The 18,242-nt window shown below is 70.0% G+C and carries 16 protein-coding genes; 12 read left to right on the forward strand and 4 right to left on the reverse strand.

Annotated features, from left to right (window positions below):
- The first annotated feature begins 33 nt into the window (after positions 1-33).
- From atpA to VNR19_RS07240, 5 genes are all read left to right on the forward strand, one after another.
- Positions 34-1,671, forward strand: coding sequence for a F0F1 ATP synthase subunit alpha (gene atpA / locus VNR19_RS07220; RefSeq protein WP_325725313.1), 1,638 nt, complete (start codon positions 34-36; stop codon positions 1,669-1,671).
- A gap of 20 nt (positions 1,672-1,691) precedes the next feature.
- Positions 1,692-2,588, forward strand: coding sequence for a F0F1 ATP synthase subunit gamma (locus tag VNR19_RS07225; protein ID WP_325725315.1), 897 nt, complete (start codon positions 1,692-1,694; stop codon positions 2,586-2,588).
- 23 nt (positions 2,589-2,611) lie between these two features.
- Complete coding sequence (atpD, locus tag VNR19_RS07230; protein ID WP_325725317.1) at positions 2,612-4,072, forward strand: F0F1 ATP synthase subunit beta; 1,461 nt, start codon at positions 2,612-2,614, stop codon at positions 4,070-4,072.
- 1 nt (position 4,073) lies between these two features.
- Positions 4,074-4,334, forward strand: coding sequence for a F0F1 ATP synthase subunit epsilon (locus VNR19_RS07235; RefSeq protein WP_325725319.1), 261 nt, complete (start codon positions 4,074-4,076; stop codon positions 4,332-4,334).
- Between the two features lie 72 nt (positions 4,335-4,406).
- Complete coding sequence (locus VNR19_RS07240; protein ID WP_325725322.1) at positions 4,407-5,156, forward strand: YaaA family protein; 750 nt, start codon at positions 4,407-4,409, stop codon at positions 5,154-5,156.
- Positions 5,157-5,174: 18 nt separating this feature from the next.
- Here VNR19_RS07240 and VNR19_RS07245 read toward each other — a convergent pair whose 3' ends face one another.
- Positions 5,175-5,663, reverse strand: a complete 489-nt coding sequence (locus tag VNR19_RS07245; protein ID WP_325725324.1) for a DUF4282 domain-containing protein — start codon at positions 5,661-5,663, stop codon at positions 5,175-5,177.
- A 207-nt stretch (positions 5,664-5,870) separates the two neighbouring features.
- Between VNR19_RS07245 and VNR19_RS07250 the strand changes: the two genes are divergently transcribed.
- The 6 genes from VNR19_RS07250 to VNR19_RS07275 all read left to right on the forward strand — a co-directional run bounded on the left by VNR19_RS07250 (position 5,871) and on the right by VNR19_RS07275 (position 14,511).
- Entirely contained in the window at positions 5,871-6,605 is a 735-nt protein-coding gene (locus VNR19_RS07250) for a large exoprotein (RefSeq protein WP_325725326.1), read from the forward strand.
- Between the two features lie 67 nt (positions 6,606-6,672).
- Entirely contained in the window at positions 6,673-7,656 is a 984-nt protein-coding gene (locus VNR19_RS07255) for an aldo/keto reductase (protein ID WP_325725328.1), read from the forward strand.
- Positions 7,657-7,761: 105 nt separating this feature from the next.
- Positions 7,762-8,724, forward strand: coding sequence for a PP2C family protein-serine/threonine phosphatase (locus VNR19_RS07260; protein WP_325725330.1), 963 nt, complete (start codon positions 7,762-7,764; stop codon positions 8,722-8,724).
- A 66-nt stretch (positions 8,725-8,790) separates the two neighbouring features.
- Entirely contained in the window at positions 8,791-11,682 is a 2,892-nt protein-coding gene (locus VNR19_RS07265; RefSeq protein ID WP_325725332.1) for an FtsK/SpoIIIE domain-containing protein, read from the forward strand.
- Positions 11,683-11,691: 9 nt separating this feature from the next.
- On the forward strand, positions 11,692-13,257 hold the full coding sequence (locus VNR19_RS07270; protein WP_325725334.1) for an APC family permease: 1,566 nt from the start codon (positions 11,692-11,694) through the stop codon (positions 13,255-13,257).
- A 24-nt stretch (positions 13,258-13,281) separates the two neighbouring features.
- Entirely contained in the window at positions 13,282-14,511 is a 1,230-nt protein-coding gene (locus VNR19_RS07275) for a saccharopine dehydrogenase family protein (protein ID WP_325725337.1), read from the forward strand.
- 95 nt (positions 14,512-14,606) lie between these two features.
- Here VNR19_RS07275 and ald read toward each other — a convergent pair whose 3' ends face one another.
- Together ald and VNR19_RS07285 are read right to left on the reverse strand one after the other, a co-directional pair.
- Positions 14,607-15,722, reverse strand: a complete 1,116-nt coding sequence (gene ald, locus VNR19_RS07280; protein WP_325725339.1) for an alanine dehydrogenase — start codon at positions 15,720-15,722, stop codon at positions 14,607-14,609.
- A 34-nt stretch (positions 15,723-15,756) separates the two neighbouring features.
- Positions 15,757-16,746, reverse strand: coding sequence for an asparaginase (locus VNR19_RS07285; protein ID WP_325725341.1), 990 nt, complete (start codon positions 16,744-16,746; stop codon positions 15,757-15,759).
- Positions 16,747-16,851: 105 nt separating this feature from the next.
- On the opposite strand from VNR19_RS07285, the gene VNR19_RS07290 reads away from it, so the two are divergent.
- On the forward strand, positions 16,852-17,334 hold the full coding sequence (locus tag VNR19_RS07290; protein ID WP_325725343.1) for an OsmC family protein: 483 nt from the start codon (positions 16,852-16,854) through the stop codon (positions 17,332-17,334).
- A gap of 18 nt (positions 17,335-17,352) precedes the next feature.
- On the opposite strand, the gene VNR19_RS07295 is transcribed toward VNR19_RS07290, so the two are convergent.
- Positions 17,353-18,069: a lysophospholipid acyltransferase family protein gene (locus tag VNR19_RS07295; RefSeq protein WP_325725429.1), complete on the reverse strand. Its 717-nt coding sequence runs from the start codon at positions 18,067-18,069 to the stop codon at positions 17,353-17,355.
- Positions 18,070-18,242 lie beyond the last annotated feature (173 nt).

Genomic DNA, 18,242 nt, shown 5'->3' on the forward strand with positions numbered 1-18,242 from the left:
TCGGGGCCGCGGCCCCATGAACGAAGGAAAACAATGGCAGATCTCTCTATCAGCCCCGACGTCATCCGTGACGCGCTGAAGGACTTCGTCGCCGCTTACGAGCCCACCGGGGCCGTCGCGACCGAGGTCGGCACCGTCATCGACGCCGCCGACGGCATCGCCCACGTCGAGGGCCTGCCGGGGGTCATGGCGAACGAGCTCGTCCGCTTCGAGGACGGCACCGAGGGCCTCGCGCTCAACCTCGACGAGCACGAGATCGGCGTCGTCATCCTCGGCGAGTTCTCCGGCATCGAGGCGGGCCAGAGCGTCACGCGCACCGGAGAGGTCCTCTCGGTCGCGGTGGGCGACGGCTACCTCGGCCGCGTGGTCGACCCGCTCGGCAACCCCATCGACGGTCTCGGCGAGATCAAGACCGAGGGCCGCCGTGCCCTCGAGCTCCAGGCGCCGGGCGTCATGCAGCGCAAGAGCGTGCACGAGCCGCTCCAGACCGGCATCAAGGCGATCGACGCCATGATCCCGATCGGCCGCGGCCAGCGCCAGCTCATCATCGGCGACCGCCAGACGGGCAAGACCGCGATCGCGATCGACACGATCATCAACCAGAAGGCCAACTGGGAGTCGGGCGACGTCAACAAGCAGGTCCGCTGCATCTACGTCGCCATCGGACAGAAGGGCTCCACGATCGCGGCCGTGAAGGGCGCGCTCGAGGACGCGGGCGCCATGGAGTACACGACGATCGTCGCGGCCCCGGCATCCGACCCCGCCGGCTTCAAGTACCTCGCCCCCTACACCGGCTCGGCCATCGGCCAGCACTGGATGTACGGCGGCAAGCACGTCCTGATCATCTTCGACGACCTGTCGAAGCAGGCCGAGGCCTACCGTGCCGTGTCGCTGCTCCTCCGCCGCCCGCCGGGGCGCGAGGCCTACCCGGGCGACGTCTTCTACCTTCACTCGCGTCTCCTCGAGCGCTGCGCGAAGCTGTCGGACGAGATGGGCGCGGGCTCGATGACGGGTCTGCCGATCATCGAGACGAAGGCGAACGACGTGTCGGCGTACATCCCGACGAACGTCATCTCGATCACCGACGGTCAGATCTTCCTCCAGTCCGACCTGTTCAACGCGAACCAGCGTCCCGCGGTCGACGTCGGCATCTCGGTGTCGCGCGTCGGCGGTGACGCCCAGGTGAAGTCGATCAAGAAGGTGTCGGGCACGCTGAAGCTCGAGCTGGCTCAATACCGCTCGCTCGAGGCGTTCGCGATGTTCGCGAGTGACCTCGACGCCGCGTCGCGTCGTCAGCTCGCCCGTGGTGCGCGCCTGACGGAGCTGCTCAAGCAGCCGCAGTACTCGCCGTACCCGGTGGAGGAGCAGGTCGTCTCGATCTGGGCAGGCACCAACGGCAAGCTCGACTCGATCGAGGTCGAGGACGTGCTCGCGTTCGAGCGCGAGCTCCTCGACTACCTGCGTCGCAACACGACGATCCTCGACCGTCTGCGTGAGACGAACGTGCTCGATGACGACACCGTGGCCGAGCTCGAGAAGGTGACGGACGACTTCATCCTCGAGTTCCGCGCGGGCAAGGGCCAGGCGATCGATCGCCCGGGTCACGAGGAGGTCGCCGCGGCGGCCCCCGAAGACGTGAACCAGGAGAAGATCGTCAAGGGCCGCCACTGAGCCGGCACCGGTAAGGGACCATGGGCGCACAACTGCGGGTCTACAAGCAGAAGATCAACTCTGCTCAGACGACCAAGAAGATCACGAAGGCGATGGAGCTCATCGCGGCTTCGCGCATCCAGAAGGCGATGGCGCGCGTGCGCGCGTCGACCCCCTTCGCGCGCGCCGTGACGCGAGCCGTGTCCGCCGTCGCGACCCACTCGAACGTCGAGCACCCGCTGACGACCGAGCGCGAGGTCATCCGCCGTTCGGCCGTGGTGATCTTCGCCTCGGACCGCGGGCTCGCCGGCGCGTTCAACTCGCAGATCCTCCGCGAGGGTCTCGAGCTGGCCGAGCTGCTGCGCCAGGAAGGCCGCGAGCCGGTGTTCTACCTCGTTGGTCGCAAGGCGGTCGGCTACTTCCAGTTCCGTCGCATGGAGGCCGCGGCCGAGTGGACGGGTGACACGGACACGCCGCACTTCCACACGGCCGAGGAGATCGCGGCGACACTGCTCGACGCGTACGACCGCGGCGGCCAGGACGGCGGCGTGGACGAGATCCACCTCGTCTACAACCGGTTCGTCAGCATGATGACCCAGTCGCCCGAGACCGTCCGCCTGCTGCCGCTCGAGGTCGTCGAGGCCGAGGAGTCGTCGACGGCCGTCGTGTATCCGCTCTACGAATTCGAGCCGGATGCCGAGGTGGTGCTCGACGCGCTCCTGCCGGTGTACATCCAGAGCCGTGTCTTCAACGCCCTCCTGCAGTCGTCGGCGGCCAAGCACGCCGCGACGCAGAAGGCGATGAAGTCGGCCAGCGACAACGCCGACAAGCTCATCACCGACTACACCCGCCTGCGCAACAACGCACGCCAGGCCGAGATCACGCAGCAGATCGCCGAGATCGTCGGCGGCGCCGACGCCCTGGCGTCGGGCAAGTAAGACCATACGAAAGAGAAGAAGCCATGAGCCTCACCGCTGAGAAGACGGAAGCGCAGACCGAGTCCTTCGGTGTCGGCCGCGTCGCGCGCATCACCGGTCCCGTCGTCGACATCGAGTTCCCGCACGACGCGATCCCCGACATCTACAACGCGCTCAAGACGACGATCACCGTCGGCCAGGAGTCGACCGAGATCACGCTCGAGGTCGCGCAGCACCTCGGCGACGACCTCGTGCGCGCCATCTCGCTCAAGCCGACCGACGGCATGGTCCGCGGCCAGGAGGTGCGCGACACGGGCGGGCCGATCACGGTTCCCGTCGGCGACGTCACCAAGGGCCACGTGTTCAACGTGACCGGCGACGTGCTGAACGCCGAGCCGGGCGAGACCATCGAGGTCACCGAGCGGTGGCCCATCCACCGTCGTCCGCCGTCGTTCGACCAGCTCGAGTCGAAGACCCAGATGTTCGAGACGGGCATCAAGGTCATCGACCTGCTCACGCCGTACGTGCAGGGCGGCAAGATCGGCCTCTTCGGCGGTGCGGGCGTCGGCAAGACCGTCCTCATCCAGGAGATGATCCAGCGCGTCGCGCAGGACCACGGTGGTGTGTCGGTGTTCGCCGGTGTCGGCGAGCGCACGCGTGAGGGCAACGACCTCATCCACGAGATGGAGGAGGCGGGCGTCTTCGACAAGACCGCCCTCGTGTTCGGCCAGATGGACGAGCCGCCGGGGACGCGTCTTCGCGTCGCGCTGTCGGCCCTGACGATGGCGGAGTACTTCCGCGACGTCCAGAAGCAGGACGTGCTCCTGTTCATCGACAACATCTTCCGCTTCACACAGGCGGGCTCCGAGGTGTCGACGCTGCTCGGCCGCATGCCCTCCGCGGTGGGCTACCAGCCGAACCTCGCCGATGAGATGGGCATCCTGCAGGAGCGCATCACCTCGACGCGCGGCCACTCGATCACGTCGCTCCAGGCGATCTACGTCCCCGCCGACGACTACACCGACCCGGCGCCGGCGACCACGTTCGCCCACCTCGACGCGACGACCGAGCTCTCGCGTGAGATCGCGTCGAAGGGCCTGTACCCCGCGGTCGACCCGCTCGCCTCGACGAGCCGCATCCTCGACCCGCGCTACATCGGTGAGGACCACTACCGCGTGGCCACCGCCGTGAAGCAGATCCTCCAGAAGAACAAGGAACTGCAGGAGATCATCGCGATCCTCGGTGTCGACGAGCTCTCCGAAGAGGACAAGGTCGTCGTCGCCCGCGCGCGCCGCATCCAGCAGTTCCTCTCGCAGAACACCTACATGGCGAAGAAGTTCACGGGTGTCGAGGGTTCGACGGTTCCGATCAAGGAGACGATCGAGTCGTTCGACGCGATCGTGAAGGGCGAGTTCGACCACGTCGCCGAGCAGGCCTTCTTCAACGTCGGCGGCATCTCCGACGTCGAAGAGGCGTGGGCCCGCATCCAGAAGGAGAACGGCTGACATGGCTCTCAACGTGAGCCTGGTGTCCGCGGACGCCGAGGTCTGGTCGGGGGAGGCGTCGCTCGTCGTCGCCAAGACCGTGCTGGGCGAGATCGGCTTCATGGCGGGTCACGAGCCTGTGCTCGCGATCCTCGCCGAGGGCCAGGTGCGCATCACGCAGACGGACGGCACGAAGGTCGTCGCGAACGCACAGGACGGGTTCCTGTCGATCGAGAGCGATGTCGTGACGATCGTCGCGGGGAACGCAGCCCTCGTCGCCTGACAAACCTCGTCGGAACGCCCCAGCCTCCTCGGAGCGCTGGGGCGTTCCTCTGCCTGGAGTCCGCGCCACATCATGCTGATCCTGCTTCCGCCCTCCGAGACGAAGCGCCCGGGCGGCGCCGGCGCGCCGTTCGACGCGGCGTCTCTCACGCTGCCGGCGTTGGCCCCCGTGCGTGACTCCGTCGTGGATGCACTCGTCGCGCTCTCGGCGGACGAGCAGGAAGCGGCGCGAGTGCTCAAGCTCGGTCGCACGCAGCTCGGCGAGGTCGCCGTCAACGCGGCGCTGCGCGAAGCGCCGACGATGGCGGCCATCGACCGCTACACCGGCGTCCTGTACGACGCGCTGGGTGCGGCATCCGTCGATCCGGCCGGCCGGCGCTGGCTGGGTCGGCACGTCATGATCCACTCGGCGCCGTTCGGTCCGGTCGGCGCGCTCGATGCGATTCCCGCGTATCGGCTCGGCGCGGCCTCGTCGCTGCCGGGTCTTCCGCCGCTGCGGCGGGTGTGGGCGGATGCCGTGACCGCCGCCATCGCCGACGCGGCGCCGTCGTTCGTGCTCGACCTGCGGTCCGAGGCGTATGTCGCGCTCGGACCCGTTCCCGCCGGGGTGCCGTCGGCGTATGTGCGAGTCGTGACGGAGACCGACGACGGCGCGGTGCGCGCCCTCAACCACTTCAACAAGCACGCGAAGGGCGCCCTCGTTCGTCGGTTGGCCGACGAGCGTCCGCGCATCGGCTCGCGGGCCGGATTCGTGCGGTGGGCCGCCGGCGTCGGCATCCGCGTCGTCGATCGAGGTGAGGACGGGCTCGACCTGGTCGCGTGACGCGGTGCGCCGGATGCCTCAGCGTCGAGTGTGGTCTGCGGTGCGCTCCGTGTTCTCGGCGATCGCGATGAGTGCGACGACGGCCTCGATGACCAGACGCAGTGCGACGATCGCGAGGAATGCGATGAGCGGGACGAGGATGATCGTCGCGATGATGAGGGTGATGCCCGCTCCGGGGTTGAACCACAGCGCGGCCACGCCGTTGAGGATTCCGGTCACGAGGTACAGCACGGCGCCGATGACGATCACGATCAGACCGGCGAGATAGAAGACGCTCGCGAGGCGCCGCGTGATGAACGTGCGGAACGAGAAGTCGAACAGCGCGCGGAAGAAGCCTCGGCCGACCTCCGTGACGTCTCCGCTCAGCGCCGACTGCGAGACCCCGGTGTTGTCGGGGTCGGTCGCCGGGTCGTACGCGGGGCGCTTCGGCGAAGCCGCGGCGGCGGCCGCCTCGCCGGCGGGCTGCGGCGGAAGGGGCGGGGGAGTCGGGGGCGTGGCGTCGCTCATCGGCGATCCCTTCGTGTGAGGTTCGGGGCGGGGTGCCCTTTGCGCTCACCCTATCCGCGGGCCTGCCCAGGGAGGCAAGGGCCGCCCGCGTGGCGTGCGGAGACACGCCGGGAAGCGGTGGTCACTGCGACAGGGCGCCGCTAGCATGTGGACCGCGGCGCGCCGTGCCGCGATCGTGCCTCGAACATCCATCACCCGGAGGATTCCATGGATGATTTCCCCTACGATGGCGCTGCCGTAGCCGCCTACGCCGCTCTCGTGGTCTTCGGTTTGATCTTCGCCGTCATCGCGTACGTCATCTTCGCCTGGTTCCTGATGAAGATCTTCGACAAGGCCGGGGTGCAGGGGAGGTGGCGCGCGTGGGTGCCGGTCTACAACACCCTCATCTTCGTCAAACTCGGTGACCTGAACCCGTGGTGGCTGCTCGTGCTGTGGGGCGGTGCCATCGTGCTCGGGTGGGTTCCCGTGCTCGGGTGGCTCATCGGCGTCGCGGTCTTCCTCTACACGCTGCTCGCGGCGTGGCGTGTGGGCCTGAAGCTCCAGAAGGAAGCCGTCTGGCTCATCCTGTACTTCTTCCTGAGCATCGTCTGGTACGGCATCAACGCGTTCGACTCGTCGCGCTGGAACACCGCCATCCCGGCGGCTCCGTGGGCGAACAGCTTCCTCGCCGACAACACGCAGTGGCAGGGTGTGCCGGTGCAGACACCGGCCGGTGGCTATCCGCCGAACCCCGTCACCTCGCCGGGCGCGGGCGCGTACCCGCCTCCCGGCTACCAGCCGCCCGGTGGCTATCAGCCTCCTGCCCCGGGTGCGGGCGCTCCGCCGGCCGCGCCTCCGGCTCCGCCGACCTCCGCGCCCGCGGCCCAGCCGCCGGCATCCGAGCCACCCGCAGCCCCTCCGGCCGCGCCCGAGCCGCCGTCGGACGAGCCGCCGCGCGTCTGACCACTCGATGAGAAGGCCCCCGTTCGCGGGGGCCTTCCGCGTGTTCGGGGCGCACTAGCGTGGAGGGATGACGTCTCACGTTCCCCTGCGCCGTGTCGGCGCATCCGGCCTTCTCGTCTCTGCTGTCGGCCTCGGATGCAACAACCTCGGGCGTCCCGGAACACGCACCGAGACCCTCGAGGGCACACGCGACGTGCTCGACGCCGCGATCGACGCGGGCGTGACCTTCCTCGACACGGCCGACATGTACGGGGGGCACCCGGGCTTGAGTGAGGAGCTCCTGGGGGAAGCACTCAAGGGCCGTCGCGATCGTGTCGTGCTCGCCACGAAGTTCGGGCACAGCGCGCTGCCCAATCCCGAGGGCTTCACGGGGTCGAAGGGATCGCGCTCGTACATCCGCCGGTCGGTCGAAGCATCGCTGACGCGGCTGAAGACGGACTGGATCGACCTCTACCAGGTGCACACGCCTGACGAGGCGACACCGATCGAAGAGACGCTCGACGCCCTCGGCGACCTCGTGCGCGAGGGCAAGGTGCGCTACATCGGCCACTCGAACTTCACCGGGTGGCAGATCGCCGAGGCGCACTTCACCGCCGAGATGCGAAACGCCGTGCCGTTCGTGTCGGCGCAGAACCAGCTCAGCCTGCTCGCGCGCGACGCCGAGCGGGAGGTGCTCCCGGCCGTGCGGCGCTACGGGCTCGGGTTCTTCCCGTGCTTCCCGCTGCACAACGGCCTGCTCACGGGCAAGTTCACGCGCGAGTCGGCGCCCTCCGACACACGCATCATGCGCCAGCGGCCGCACATCTACGAGAACGCGCCGTGGGACGCGCTCGAGGCGTATCGGCGGTTCTGCGACGACCGCGGCATCACCATGCTCGAGGCGACTTTCGGGTGGCTTCTCGCGCAGGCGTCGCTGTCGAGCGTCATCGCGGGCGCCACGACCCCGGAGCAGGTTCAGTCGAACGCGGCGGCGGCGACCGCGTGGACGCCGACGGAGGAGGATCTCGAGCTGATCGACGGGTTCTTCCCGGGTCCGGCGCGCGCATCTTAATCTCGGGGCGTCGCGCACGAGGGCCCGAAGGTGCGTTCTACTAGGATGTGACCACGCCCGCCCGAAAGGCGCGGCCAACCTGTACGGCGACGGGAGGACGGGGGAGTGCCCAAGGTCACCGCCGACTCCACGACGATCACCCTGCCCGACGGCGAAATCGAGCTGTCGTGGGCAGCGGTGACCCATCGCGGTCGCCGCCGCGACGTCAACCAGGATGCGGTCCTCGCCCAGTTCCCGCTGTTCGTGGTCGCCGACGGCATGGGCGGTCACGTCGGCGGTGAGATCGCGAGCACGAGCACGGTCGCGCGCATGCGCGAGCTGGCCGAGTCGGGCGCGATCACGGCGAAGGGTCTCGAGAAGTCGCTCGCGCGCGCGGTGAAAGACATCGCGTCGCATCCGGATGCCACGGACGAGGCCACGGGAACCACCGTGACCGGCGTGTTCCTCGACACGAGCCGCGGCGAACCGCACTGGGTGACGCTGAACATCGGCGACTCGCGCGTCTACCTCGTGCGCGAGGGCATGATCGCGCAGCTCACCACGGATCACTCGGTCGTGCAGGAGCTCGTCGCCGCGGGCCGTCTGAGCCCGGAAGAGGCCGAGAACCACCCGTACGGCAACGTCATCACGCGCGCGGTCGGACCGAGTGAGAGCGTCACGCCGGATTACGTGCGCGTCGAGATCGTTCCGGGCGACCGATTCGTCATCTGCTCGGACGGGCTCACGAAGGAGCTGACCGACTACGGCATCCGCCATTTCCTCGACGAGAACCCCGACCCCGCCGACGCGGTGCGCGCGATGCTCGACGCCGCGCTCGAGAACGGCGGCCGCGACAACATCTCGATCATCGTGCTGAACGTCGGCAGCCCCCCGGTCATCGAAGACGACCCCGACGAAGACGAGTCCGACACGGCGGAGTGGGAGACGGTCGACGACGCAGACGATGAGACGGATGCCGCGGGCGACGAGCCCGCGGAGGAGGCGACATCCGCGGACGATGCGGACCCCGCCGACGCCGCAACTGAGGCGCAACCCGAGGCCGGCGACTCCTCCACACAGGCCCGCTAGGCCTTCGAGCGCACAGATCCCCACCGTCGGCCGCGTCGGCGTGCGGGAGGGCGCTGGACTGGGCGCATGCGCTTCGCCCCCGCGCCCGCACCCGCCGCACCATCGCCTCCCATCGAGCCCGAGTCCGTTCCGCACGACATCGTCGACAGCGCGCTGACGCTGCCGGAGCCGTGGAAGGCGCCTCCTCGCACGGGGTTCCCCGTCCTCGCATCCGTCGTGCCGGTCTTGGGGGCCGTCGGGATCTGGCTCGTCACGGGGTCGATGCTCTCCCTGTGGCTCGCGGGACTCGTGCCGGTGATCGCCGCGGCGACGGTGCTCGACCGCAAGCGCACGATGCGGAGGGACAGACGGCGCGCGGAGGCCGAGGCCGACGCGGCGCGCCGGCGCATCACCGCCGTCGTCGAGGCGCGACACCGAGAGGAGCGCGCTCGGCGCCGAACCGCCCATCCCGATGTCGCGGGCTTCCTCGCGAACGACGGCGCGGTGTGGCGGCCCGTCGCGGAGCGCGCCGACACGCTCGTGGTGGGCTCAGGAGACACGACGTCGTCGCTGCGGGTGACCGGCGGCGAGGGCGATCCCGCATCCGACCGCGTGCGCGCGCGGGCGGCGAAGCTCGAGGGAGGGCCGATCCTCGTGACCGCGAGCGACGGGATCGCGGTCGTCGGGCCGCCGGTGGTCGCGGATGCCGTCGTGCGGGCGCTCGTCGCGCAGCTGTGCCTCGCTCATCCGCCCGGGCGGCTTCGCCTGATCGCCGCCCCGGAGTGGGCCGACGCCCTGCCGCACCGCGCGGCGGCGACGGGCGTCGCGGCCGCGGTGCTCGCGCCGGGTCAGCCCGTGCCGCCGGCCGCGGAGATCGTTATCGCGCGGGTGGAGCCGGGGCATCCGATCCCACCGCGATGCGGCGCGACGGTCGTCGTCGAAGCGCCGGATGCCGCGCGCCTCGACCGCGCCGGTGCAGTGCACGACATCGAAGTCGAGGCCTTGTCACGCGACCAGGTTCACGCGCTCGCGCTCTCGCTCGCGGAGCGGGCGTCGAACGGGGCGGTTCCCGGACTCGGAGGCGCCGCTGCGATCGTGCCGCTGGTCGAGATGCTGGCCGACGCGCCGCCCTCGCGACGCGGCGCGCTCGCGGCTCCGATCGGCGCGGACGGCGGGCGGGCGCTCGTCGTGGACCTCGTCTCAGACGGCCCGCACGCCGTCGTCGCGGGTGTCACCGGGTCGGGAAAGAGCGAATTGCTCATCACGTGGATCCTCGCCCTGTGCGCGACGCATTCGACCGAGGAGGTGAGCTTCCTGCTCGCGGACTTCAAGGGCGGCACCGCGTTCGAGGCACTCGAGGAGGTGCCTCACGTGACAGGGGTCATCACCGACCTCGACGGGGCGGGCGCTCGGCGCGCGATCGAGAGCCTGCGCGCCGAGATCCGGTGGCGCGAGGGCGAGCTGGCCCGGTGCTCGGCGCGCGACGTCGACGATCCGCGCGTGCGCCTCCCACGCCTCGTGGTCGTCGTCGACGAGTTCGCGGCCCTTCTCGCCGATCACCCCGAGCTGAACGCCGTGTTCGCCGACGTCGCCGCGCGCGGGAGGGCGCTCGGCATCCACCTGATCCTCGGTACCCAGCGCGTTTCCGGGATCGTGCGTGACGCGCTGCTCGCGAACTGTCCGCTGCGCATCAGTCTGCGCGTCACGCATGCCGCGGACAGCAGGGCGGTCGTCGGGACGGACGACGCGGCAACGCTGCCCGGCGGTGTGTCCGGGCGCGGAGCCGCGATGGTGCGTCGCGCGGCCGACACCGCTCCGCATCCGGTGCGCATCGCTCTTTCGTCGCCGGACGACATCCGCGCGATCGCCGCATCGGCTCGCGGACCGAAGCCGAGACGGCCTTGGCTGCCCGACCTTCCTGCGCGGATCGACCTCAGCGATCTCGTGCGCCACGACGGTGCACCTCAGAACGGGGGCGTCCTCCTGATCGGCCTCGCCGACGAGCCCGAGCGGCAACGACAGCGTCCGATCGGCGTGCGCATCGGCGATCGCGGTCTGCTCGTCGTGGGCGGCCCCGGCTCCGGCAAGTCGACGGTCCTCGAGACGATCGCCGGGCAGGCGCGCGGACAGATCGTGCACGTGCCCTCCGATCCCGAGGGGGCGTGGGACGCCGTGCAGCGACTCTCCGACGAATCGCCCGCGCCGGGCTCGATCGTGCTGATCGACGACCTCGACGCGCTCGGCGCGCGCCTGCCCGCCGACTACGGCCGTGAGATCGTGGAGCGGCTCGATCTCGCGATGCGCCGCGCGGGCGACGACGGCGTGCTGTACGCCGTCGCGGCGCAGCGTCTCTCCGGCGCAGCGGCCCGCGTCGGCGACCTGCTGCCGAGGCGCCTGCTGCTTCCCATGGCCTCGCGCCAGGAGCATCTCGCCGCCGGCGGCGAATCCGCGCACTACATGCCGGGTGCGCCGCCCGGACGCGCGCGCCTCGACGGACGCGCGGTGCAGGTGGCGTTCGCGGATTCCGCGCACGAACGGCGCGGGGGCGCCGCATCCGACGCCCTCGAGTTCGCGCCGAGCACAGCCGTCGCCGGTTTCGTCGCGCGACCGACGGCGACGGCACGCGCGGCGCTCGCCGCATGGAAGCGGGGCGATGCGCGGATCGTGGCCATCGACGACTTCGTCGTGGGGGACATGCCAGACACTCCGAGTGGCCGCACCGTCGTCACCGGCGACCCCGACCAGTGGCAACGGCACTGGCGCGTGCTCTCCGACGTGCGCTCCGATCACGACCTCATCATCGACACTTCGTGCGCCGCCGAGTATCGCGTGCTCACGGGCGACCGCTCGCTGCCGCCGTACTGCGCGCCCGGAAGACCGCGCGCGTGGCTGCTCCGGGCTGGAGCCGTCCGGCGCGTCGCGCTGCCCGCCGACGACGCGTCGCGACCAGTATTGACCGCCGATGATCGCGACCCCTAACGTCGGCCTATGGCAACGTCGCCCGTTCACCTTGACCGACCCGACGGCAAGGGACTCGCTGCCGGCACGCTGGGACTCTGGGGCTCGACCGTCATCGGTCTCGCCTCCACCGCGCCGGTGTACTCACTCGTCGCGACGCTCGGGTTCGTCGTCCTCGCGGTCGGCGCCCAGGCGCCCATCGCCTTCATCGTGGCGTTCGTCCCGATGCTCTTCATCGCCTTCGCCTATCGCGAGCTCAACAATGACGTTCCCGACTGCGGCACCACGTTCACGTGGGGTACGAAGGCCTTCGGGCCGTGGGTCGGATGGATGGGCGGGTGGGGCGTCGCCGTGGCCGGCATGGTGGTTCTCGCGAATCTCGCGCAGATCGGGGGAATCTACTTCTGGGCGCTCATCGATGGGTTCGTCGGCAACCCTGACGACGCCCTGCTCTCCGACAACGTGCTGCTCGTGACCGCGACCGGCGTCGTGTTCATCGCGCTCATGACGTACGTCAGCTGGCGGGGCATCGAGATCGGCGAGCGCCTTCAGAACGTGCTTCTGGCCATCCAGTACCTCGCGCTCGTGATCTTCGTCGTCGCGGCACTGTGGCAGTTCTTCGCGGGAACGGCCCCCGACCCGACGCCCTTCGACTGGGCGTGGTTCAACCCGCTCGCGTTCAGCGAATGGCAGGGGTTCACCGAGGCGGTCCTGCTCGCCCTGTTCATCTACTGGGGCTGGGACACGTGCCTCGCCCTCAACGAGGAGACGAAGGACCCCAAGCGCATCCCCGGGCTCGCGGCCCTTCTCACATGCGTGCTCCTCCTGCTGACCTACGTCTCGGTCACCGTCGCCGCGATGATGTACGCCGGCCTGGGCGAGACCGGCACGGGCCTGAGCAACGAGGCCAACGCCGACGACGTGTTCCTCGCGATCAAGGACGGACTGCTCGGCCCGGTCGGTTGGGTGCTCGTGGTCGCGGTGCTCATCTCGGCCGTCTCGTCGACCCAGACGACGATCCTGCCGACCGCGCGCGGAACGCTCTCGATGGCGGTGTATCGCGCGCTCCCGGCGAAGTTCAAGGAGGTCCACCCCACGTACCGCACGCCGTCGTTCTCGACGATCGTGATGGGTGTCGTGGCGTCTCTGTACTACATCGGCATGACGCTCATCAGCGACAACATCCTGCAGGACTCGATCCTGTCGCTCGGCCTCGCGATCGCGTTCTACTACGCGATCACCGGGTACGCGTGCGTGTGGTACTTCCGCAAGGAGCTGTTCGACTCGGGTCGGAACTTCGTCTTCCGGTTCCTGCTGCCGCTCGCGGGCGCCCTCATGCTCACGTACGCGTTCGTCCAGTCCGCGATCGACATGTACGACGTCGACTACGGCTACACGGTCCTGCTCGGCATCGGCGGCACATTCGTCGTCGGCGTCGGCGCGCTCGCACTCGGCGTCGTGCTCATGTTCATCTGGTTCGCGTTCCCTCGGTCGAAGCCGTTCTTCCGCGGCGAGAGCCTCAACCGCGACACCCCCGTGCTCGTGCCGGAGGAGCCGGCCGACTACATGCGGTCGGTCGACGGCGGCCTGGTCTAGGCCGTACGCCAGAAAGGAGTGGCCATGCGGATCCTGATCGTCGGCGCGGGAGGCGTCGGCTCGGCGGCGGCGCGCATCGCCGTCCGCCGCGACTTCTTCGACTCGCTCGTGATCGCCGACTACGACCCCGCCCGTCCCGAGGCCCTCGTGGCCGAGCTCGGCGACCCGCGCGTGTCGGCCGCGCAGGTCGACGCATCGAGTGCCGACGCGGTCGCCGCGCTCGTACGCGAGACCGGAGCGACGCACGTGCTCAACGCCGTGGACCCGCGCTTCGTCATGCCGATCTTCGACGGCTGCTTCGCCGCCGGTGCGACCTACCTCGACATGGCGATGAGTCTGTCGCATCCGCACCCCGACAAGCCGTACGAGCTGCCCGGCGTCAAGCTCGGCGACGAGCAGTTCGCGAAGGACCGGGAGTGGAAGGACGCCGGACGCCTCGCCCTCGTCGGAATCGGCGTGGAGCCCGGACTCTCCGACGTGTTCGCGCGCTACGCCGAAGACGAGCTTTTCAGCGAGATCGACGAGCTGGGCGTGCGCGACGGCGCGAACCTCGTCGTCGAAGGCTACGACTTCGCGCCGTCGTTCTCGATCTGGACGACGATCGAGGAGTGCCTCAACCCGCCGGTCATCTACGAGGAGGATCGCGGCTGGTATACGACGGCGCCCTTCTCCGAGCCGGAGGTGTTCGAGTTCCCTGAGGGCATCGGCCCCGTCGAATGCGTCAACGTCGAGCACGAGGAGGTGCTCCTCATGCCGCGGTGGACGAAGGCGAAGCGCGTCACGTTCAAGTACGGCCTCGGCGACGAGTTCATCGAAGTGCTCCGCGTGCTGCACAAGACCGGCCTCGACCGCACCGACCCCGTCGACGTGAAAGGGGTCAAGGTCGCTCCGCGCGACGTCGTCGCCGCGACGCTGCCCGACCCCGCGACTCTCGGCGACAAGATGACCGGCAAGACATGCGCCGGTGTGTGGGTTACCGGGAAGGGCAAGGACGGTCAGCCGCGCTCGACGTACCTCTACCACGTCGCCGACAACGAGGAGACGATGCGCGAGTACAACTCGCAGGCGGTCGTGTGGCAGACCGCCATCAACCCCGTCATCGCGCTCGAGCTCCTCGCCCGCGGAACCTGGTCGGGCACGGGAGTGCTCGGGCCCGAGGCGTTCGACGCACGACCGTTTCTCGACCTCCTCGCCGCGCCGACGCCCGAGGGCTACGGCTCCCCGTGGGGCATCGAGGAGAAGTCGCTGGCCTGAGCGCCGGCACGGTGCGTGTCACGCGCACGGCCTGCGCGCTGGACACCGCCTGAGCGCGCTGCGCGCCCACCGCCTGAGCGCACCAGCACGCCCCCCTACGCGAGCACCTCCGCGAGCGGCGTGAGCTCGAGATCGTGCGCCGACGCGACACCCGGGTTCACGATCGCACCCGCCGTGGTGTTCAGCCCGCCGGCGAGCGCCGGGTCGTTGCGCAGCGCATCGGTCCAGCCGAGCCGCGCGATCTGGCGGATGTAGGGGAGCGTCGCGTTGGTGAGCGCCGACGTCGCGGTGTTCGGCACCGCTCCGGGCATGTTGGCGACGCAGTAGAACACCGAGCCGTGCACGAGGAACGTCGGGTCGTCGTGCGTCGTCGGGTGGGTGTCTTCGAAGCATCCGCCCTGGTCGACGGCGATGTCGACGAGGACGCTGCCCGGCCGCATCCGGCTCACCATGTCGTTCGTCACGAGCTTGGGCGCACGCGCTCCCGGGATCAGCACCGAGCCGATCACGAGGTCGGATGCCGTGACAGCGCGGTCGAGATCGAGCGGGTTCGATGCGGCTGTCTTTATGCGGCCCTGGAAGTGGTCGTCGAGGTACCGCAGGCGTTGCATGTTCGTGTCGAACACCGTCACATCGGCGCCCATGCCGGCTGCGATCACGGCGGCATTCGCACCCGCGACGCCACCGCCGATGATCGTGACGGCGGCCGCGCGCGTTCCGGGCACGCCCGACATGAGCAGGCCCAGTCCGCCCGCCGACCGCATGAGCGTCGTCGCTCCCACGGTGGGCGCGAGGCGCCCGGCGACCTCGCTCATCGGCGCGAGCAGGGGCAGACCGCCGCCCGGCAGCTGCACCGTCTCGTACGCGATCGCCGTGACGCGGTCGGCGACGAGGCGCTCCGTGAGCGCGCGATCGGCGGCGAGGTGCAGGTAGGTGAAGAGCACGAGGTCCTCGCGGAAGTGGTCGTACTCGCTCGCGATCGGCTCCTTGACCTTCAGCAGCAGCTCGGCGCGCGCCCACACCTCGGCCGCGTCGTCGAGCAGGGTGGCTCCGGCATCCGAGTACTCGTCGTCCGTCATCGACGAGCCGGCGCCCGCCCCCTTCTGCACGTAGACCTCGTGCCCGGCCAGCACCAGGTCGTGGACTCCGGACGGGGTGAGCGCAACGCGATACTCGTTGTTCTTCACCTCGGTGGGGACGCAGATTCTCATCGTCGAGATCCTTTCCACCCCTTATGGGGGTGCTCTAGAACGCGGGGCGGATCGCCCCGACCTCATGTCCGCCGCCCATCACGGCCAGCGGAAGACTCGCCATCGCCTCGGCGACATCGGATGCCTGGAGGGCACCCGCGCGCTCGAGCAGGCGCAGCGCGACCGCCGTGGTCGCGCGCCCGCTTCCGTCGAGCATCTTGAGGGCGACCGTCGCCCCGTCCGGCGTCGACATCACCGTGACACCCTCGGCGCCGCCCTTCGCGAAGACGCCGAGCCGCTCGATCACGATCGTGTCGGGGCGGCCCGGTCCTGCGATCGTCCACGGGTGCTCGCGCACCGCGCGCACGAGTGTCGCCGCCTGGCGGTGGAGCGCGAACGGCGACCGCTCCGACGCGCCGCCGATGCGGTGGATCGCCCGCGCGAGGCCCGTGAGGCTCATCGCGAAGATCGGGGCGCCGCATCCGTCGACCGCGACCGCCGATGCCCGCTCGCCGATCAGGCGCTCGGTCACCTCGCGGACGTGGAGCTGAAGCGGATGCGTCGGGTCGAGGTACGCGGCGGTGTCCCACCCGTTCACGGTGCACGTCAGGAGCATCGCCGCGTGCTTTCCGGAGCAGTTCATGCGGATGCGCTCACGCTCGCCCCCCGCGCGCACGATCGCGTCTCGCGTCGAGGTGTCGCCGGGCCAGTCCGGCGGACACGCGAGCGCGCGCTCGTCGAGGCCCGCGGAATCGAGGATGTCGCGCACGACGGCGACGTGGCGGTCGGTGCCCGAGTGGCTCGCCGTCGCAAGGCCCAGGCGCTCGCCCTCCAGCGGTGCGCCCGCGGCGAGGCACGCGAGCGCCTGAAGGGGCTTGAGGGTCGATCGGGGGAGGATCGGCGCTGCGGTGTCGCCGAGCTGCTCGACCACCTCCCCGTCGGCGCCGATGACGACCGCGGACCCGAGGTGCCGGGACTCGACGAAGCCGCTGCGCTCGACCACGGCGAGTTCGACGGCGTCGGATGCGGCGAAGGTCTGCGGCACGAGGAAAGCCTATCGCCGGTGGGAGGTCGTACCGCCCCGGGTGCCTGCGACGAGCGCGAGCCGCGGGCCCGCTGCGCCGCGTTCCGCCGCGGGCATACTGGGACGATGATCGGCGAGCACCACTACACCCTCCGCACCTCGTGGACCGGCGACCGCGGCACGGGCACGACGGGTTACCGTGATTACGACCGCAGCGCGACCATCTCGATCGAGGGCAAACCCGACCTGCTCGCGTCGAGCGACAAGCCGTTCCGCGGCGACCCTTCGCGGTGGAACCCCGAGGACATGCTGCTCGCGGCGCTCAGCCAGTGCCACCTGCTGTCGTACCTGCACGCGTGTGTCACGGCGGGCGTCGTCGTCGTGGGCTACGAGGACGACGCATCCGGCGTCATGGTCGAGGACGGCCGCGGCGGCGGCTCGTTCCGCGAGGTCGTGCTGCGCCCGCGGGTCGTCGTCGCCGAAGCCTCGATGGTCGACGCAGCGATGCACGCCCACGAGGTCGCCAACGGGTGGTGCTTCATCGCGAACTCGGTGAACTTCCCTGTGCGCCACGAGCCGACGATCGAGGTCGCCGCGCAGCTCGCGTGAGGCGGATGCCGCGAGCCGTCAGCGCCGCTCGTGCGGCAGAACCTGCTTGATGCGTTCGATCGGGTTCGACGCCGGCGCCTCGTTGTACGCGTTCGCGAGCTCCTGCCCCGAGAGGGCGTGGATCGCGGCCATGATCTCGTCGGTCGCCGTGCGCCGCGCGCGGCCCGACGACGCCGGTCCGTGGTGCGAGAGGTCGAGCGGCTTGCCGAAGCGCACCGTGACGCGCTCGCGGAAGGAGGGGAACTTCGCGCCGACCGGCATCACGCGGTCGGTGCCGATGAGTCCGACGGGAACGACGGGAGCGCCGGTCTCGAGGGCGAGGAACGCGACGCCCGTGCGGCCCTTGTAGAGGCGTCCGTCGAGCGAGCGCGTGCCTTCGGGGTACAGCGCGACGGCGTTGCCCTCGAGCAGGAGCTTCCGCTGCTGGTCGAGCGCGTCGAGCGCCGCCTGCCCCGCGCCACGCTGCACAGGCACGGCGCCGATCGCGAGGAAGAACTCGCGCGTCAGCCAGCCCGAGAAGCCCGTGCCCTCGAAGTAGCTCGACTTGGCGAGGAAGTGCACCGGCCGCGGCGCGGCGACCGGGATCGCGACGGAGTCGATGAACGACAGGTGGTTGCTTGCGAAGATGACCGGGCCCGTCTTGGGGACGTTCGCCTTGCCCTCGACGCGGGGCCGGTAGACCAGGCGGCCCAACGGGGCGACGAAGTAGCGTCCGAACGCGTAGGTCGCGCCCATGCGCTTGACGGGTGTCACGGATGCCTCGGCCTCTGCCTGGGGGGCGTTCTCCTCGGTCGTCACCTGAAGAGGGTACTCCGCGATCCATTCCGGACAGGGCATGACGATCCCCGCTCGACGGGCCGACCACGCCCGGGACTCCCAGCCCAGCCAAAGGAAAAGTAGGGGAGGAT

The sequence above is a fragment of the Microbacterium sp. genome (assembly GCF_035556355.1).
GTDB lineage: Bacteria > Actinomycetota > Actinomycetes > Actinomycetales > Microbacteriaceae > Microbacterium.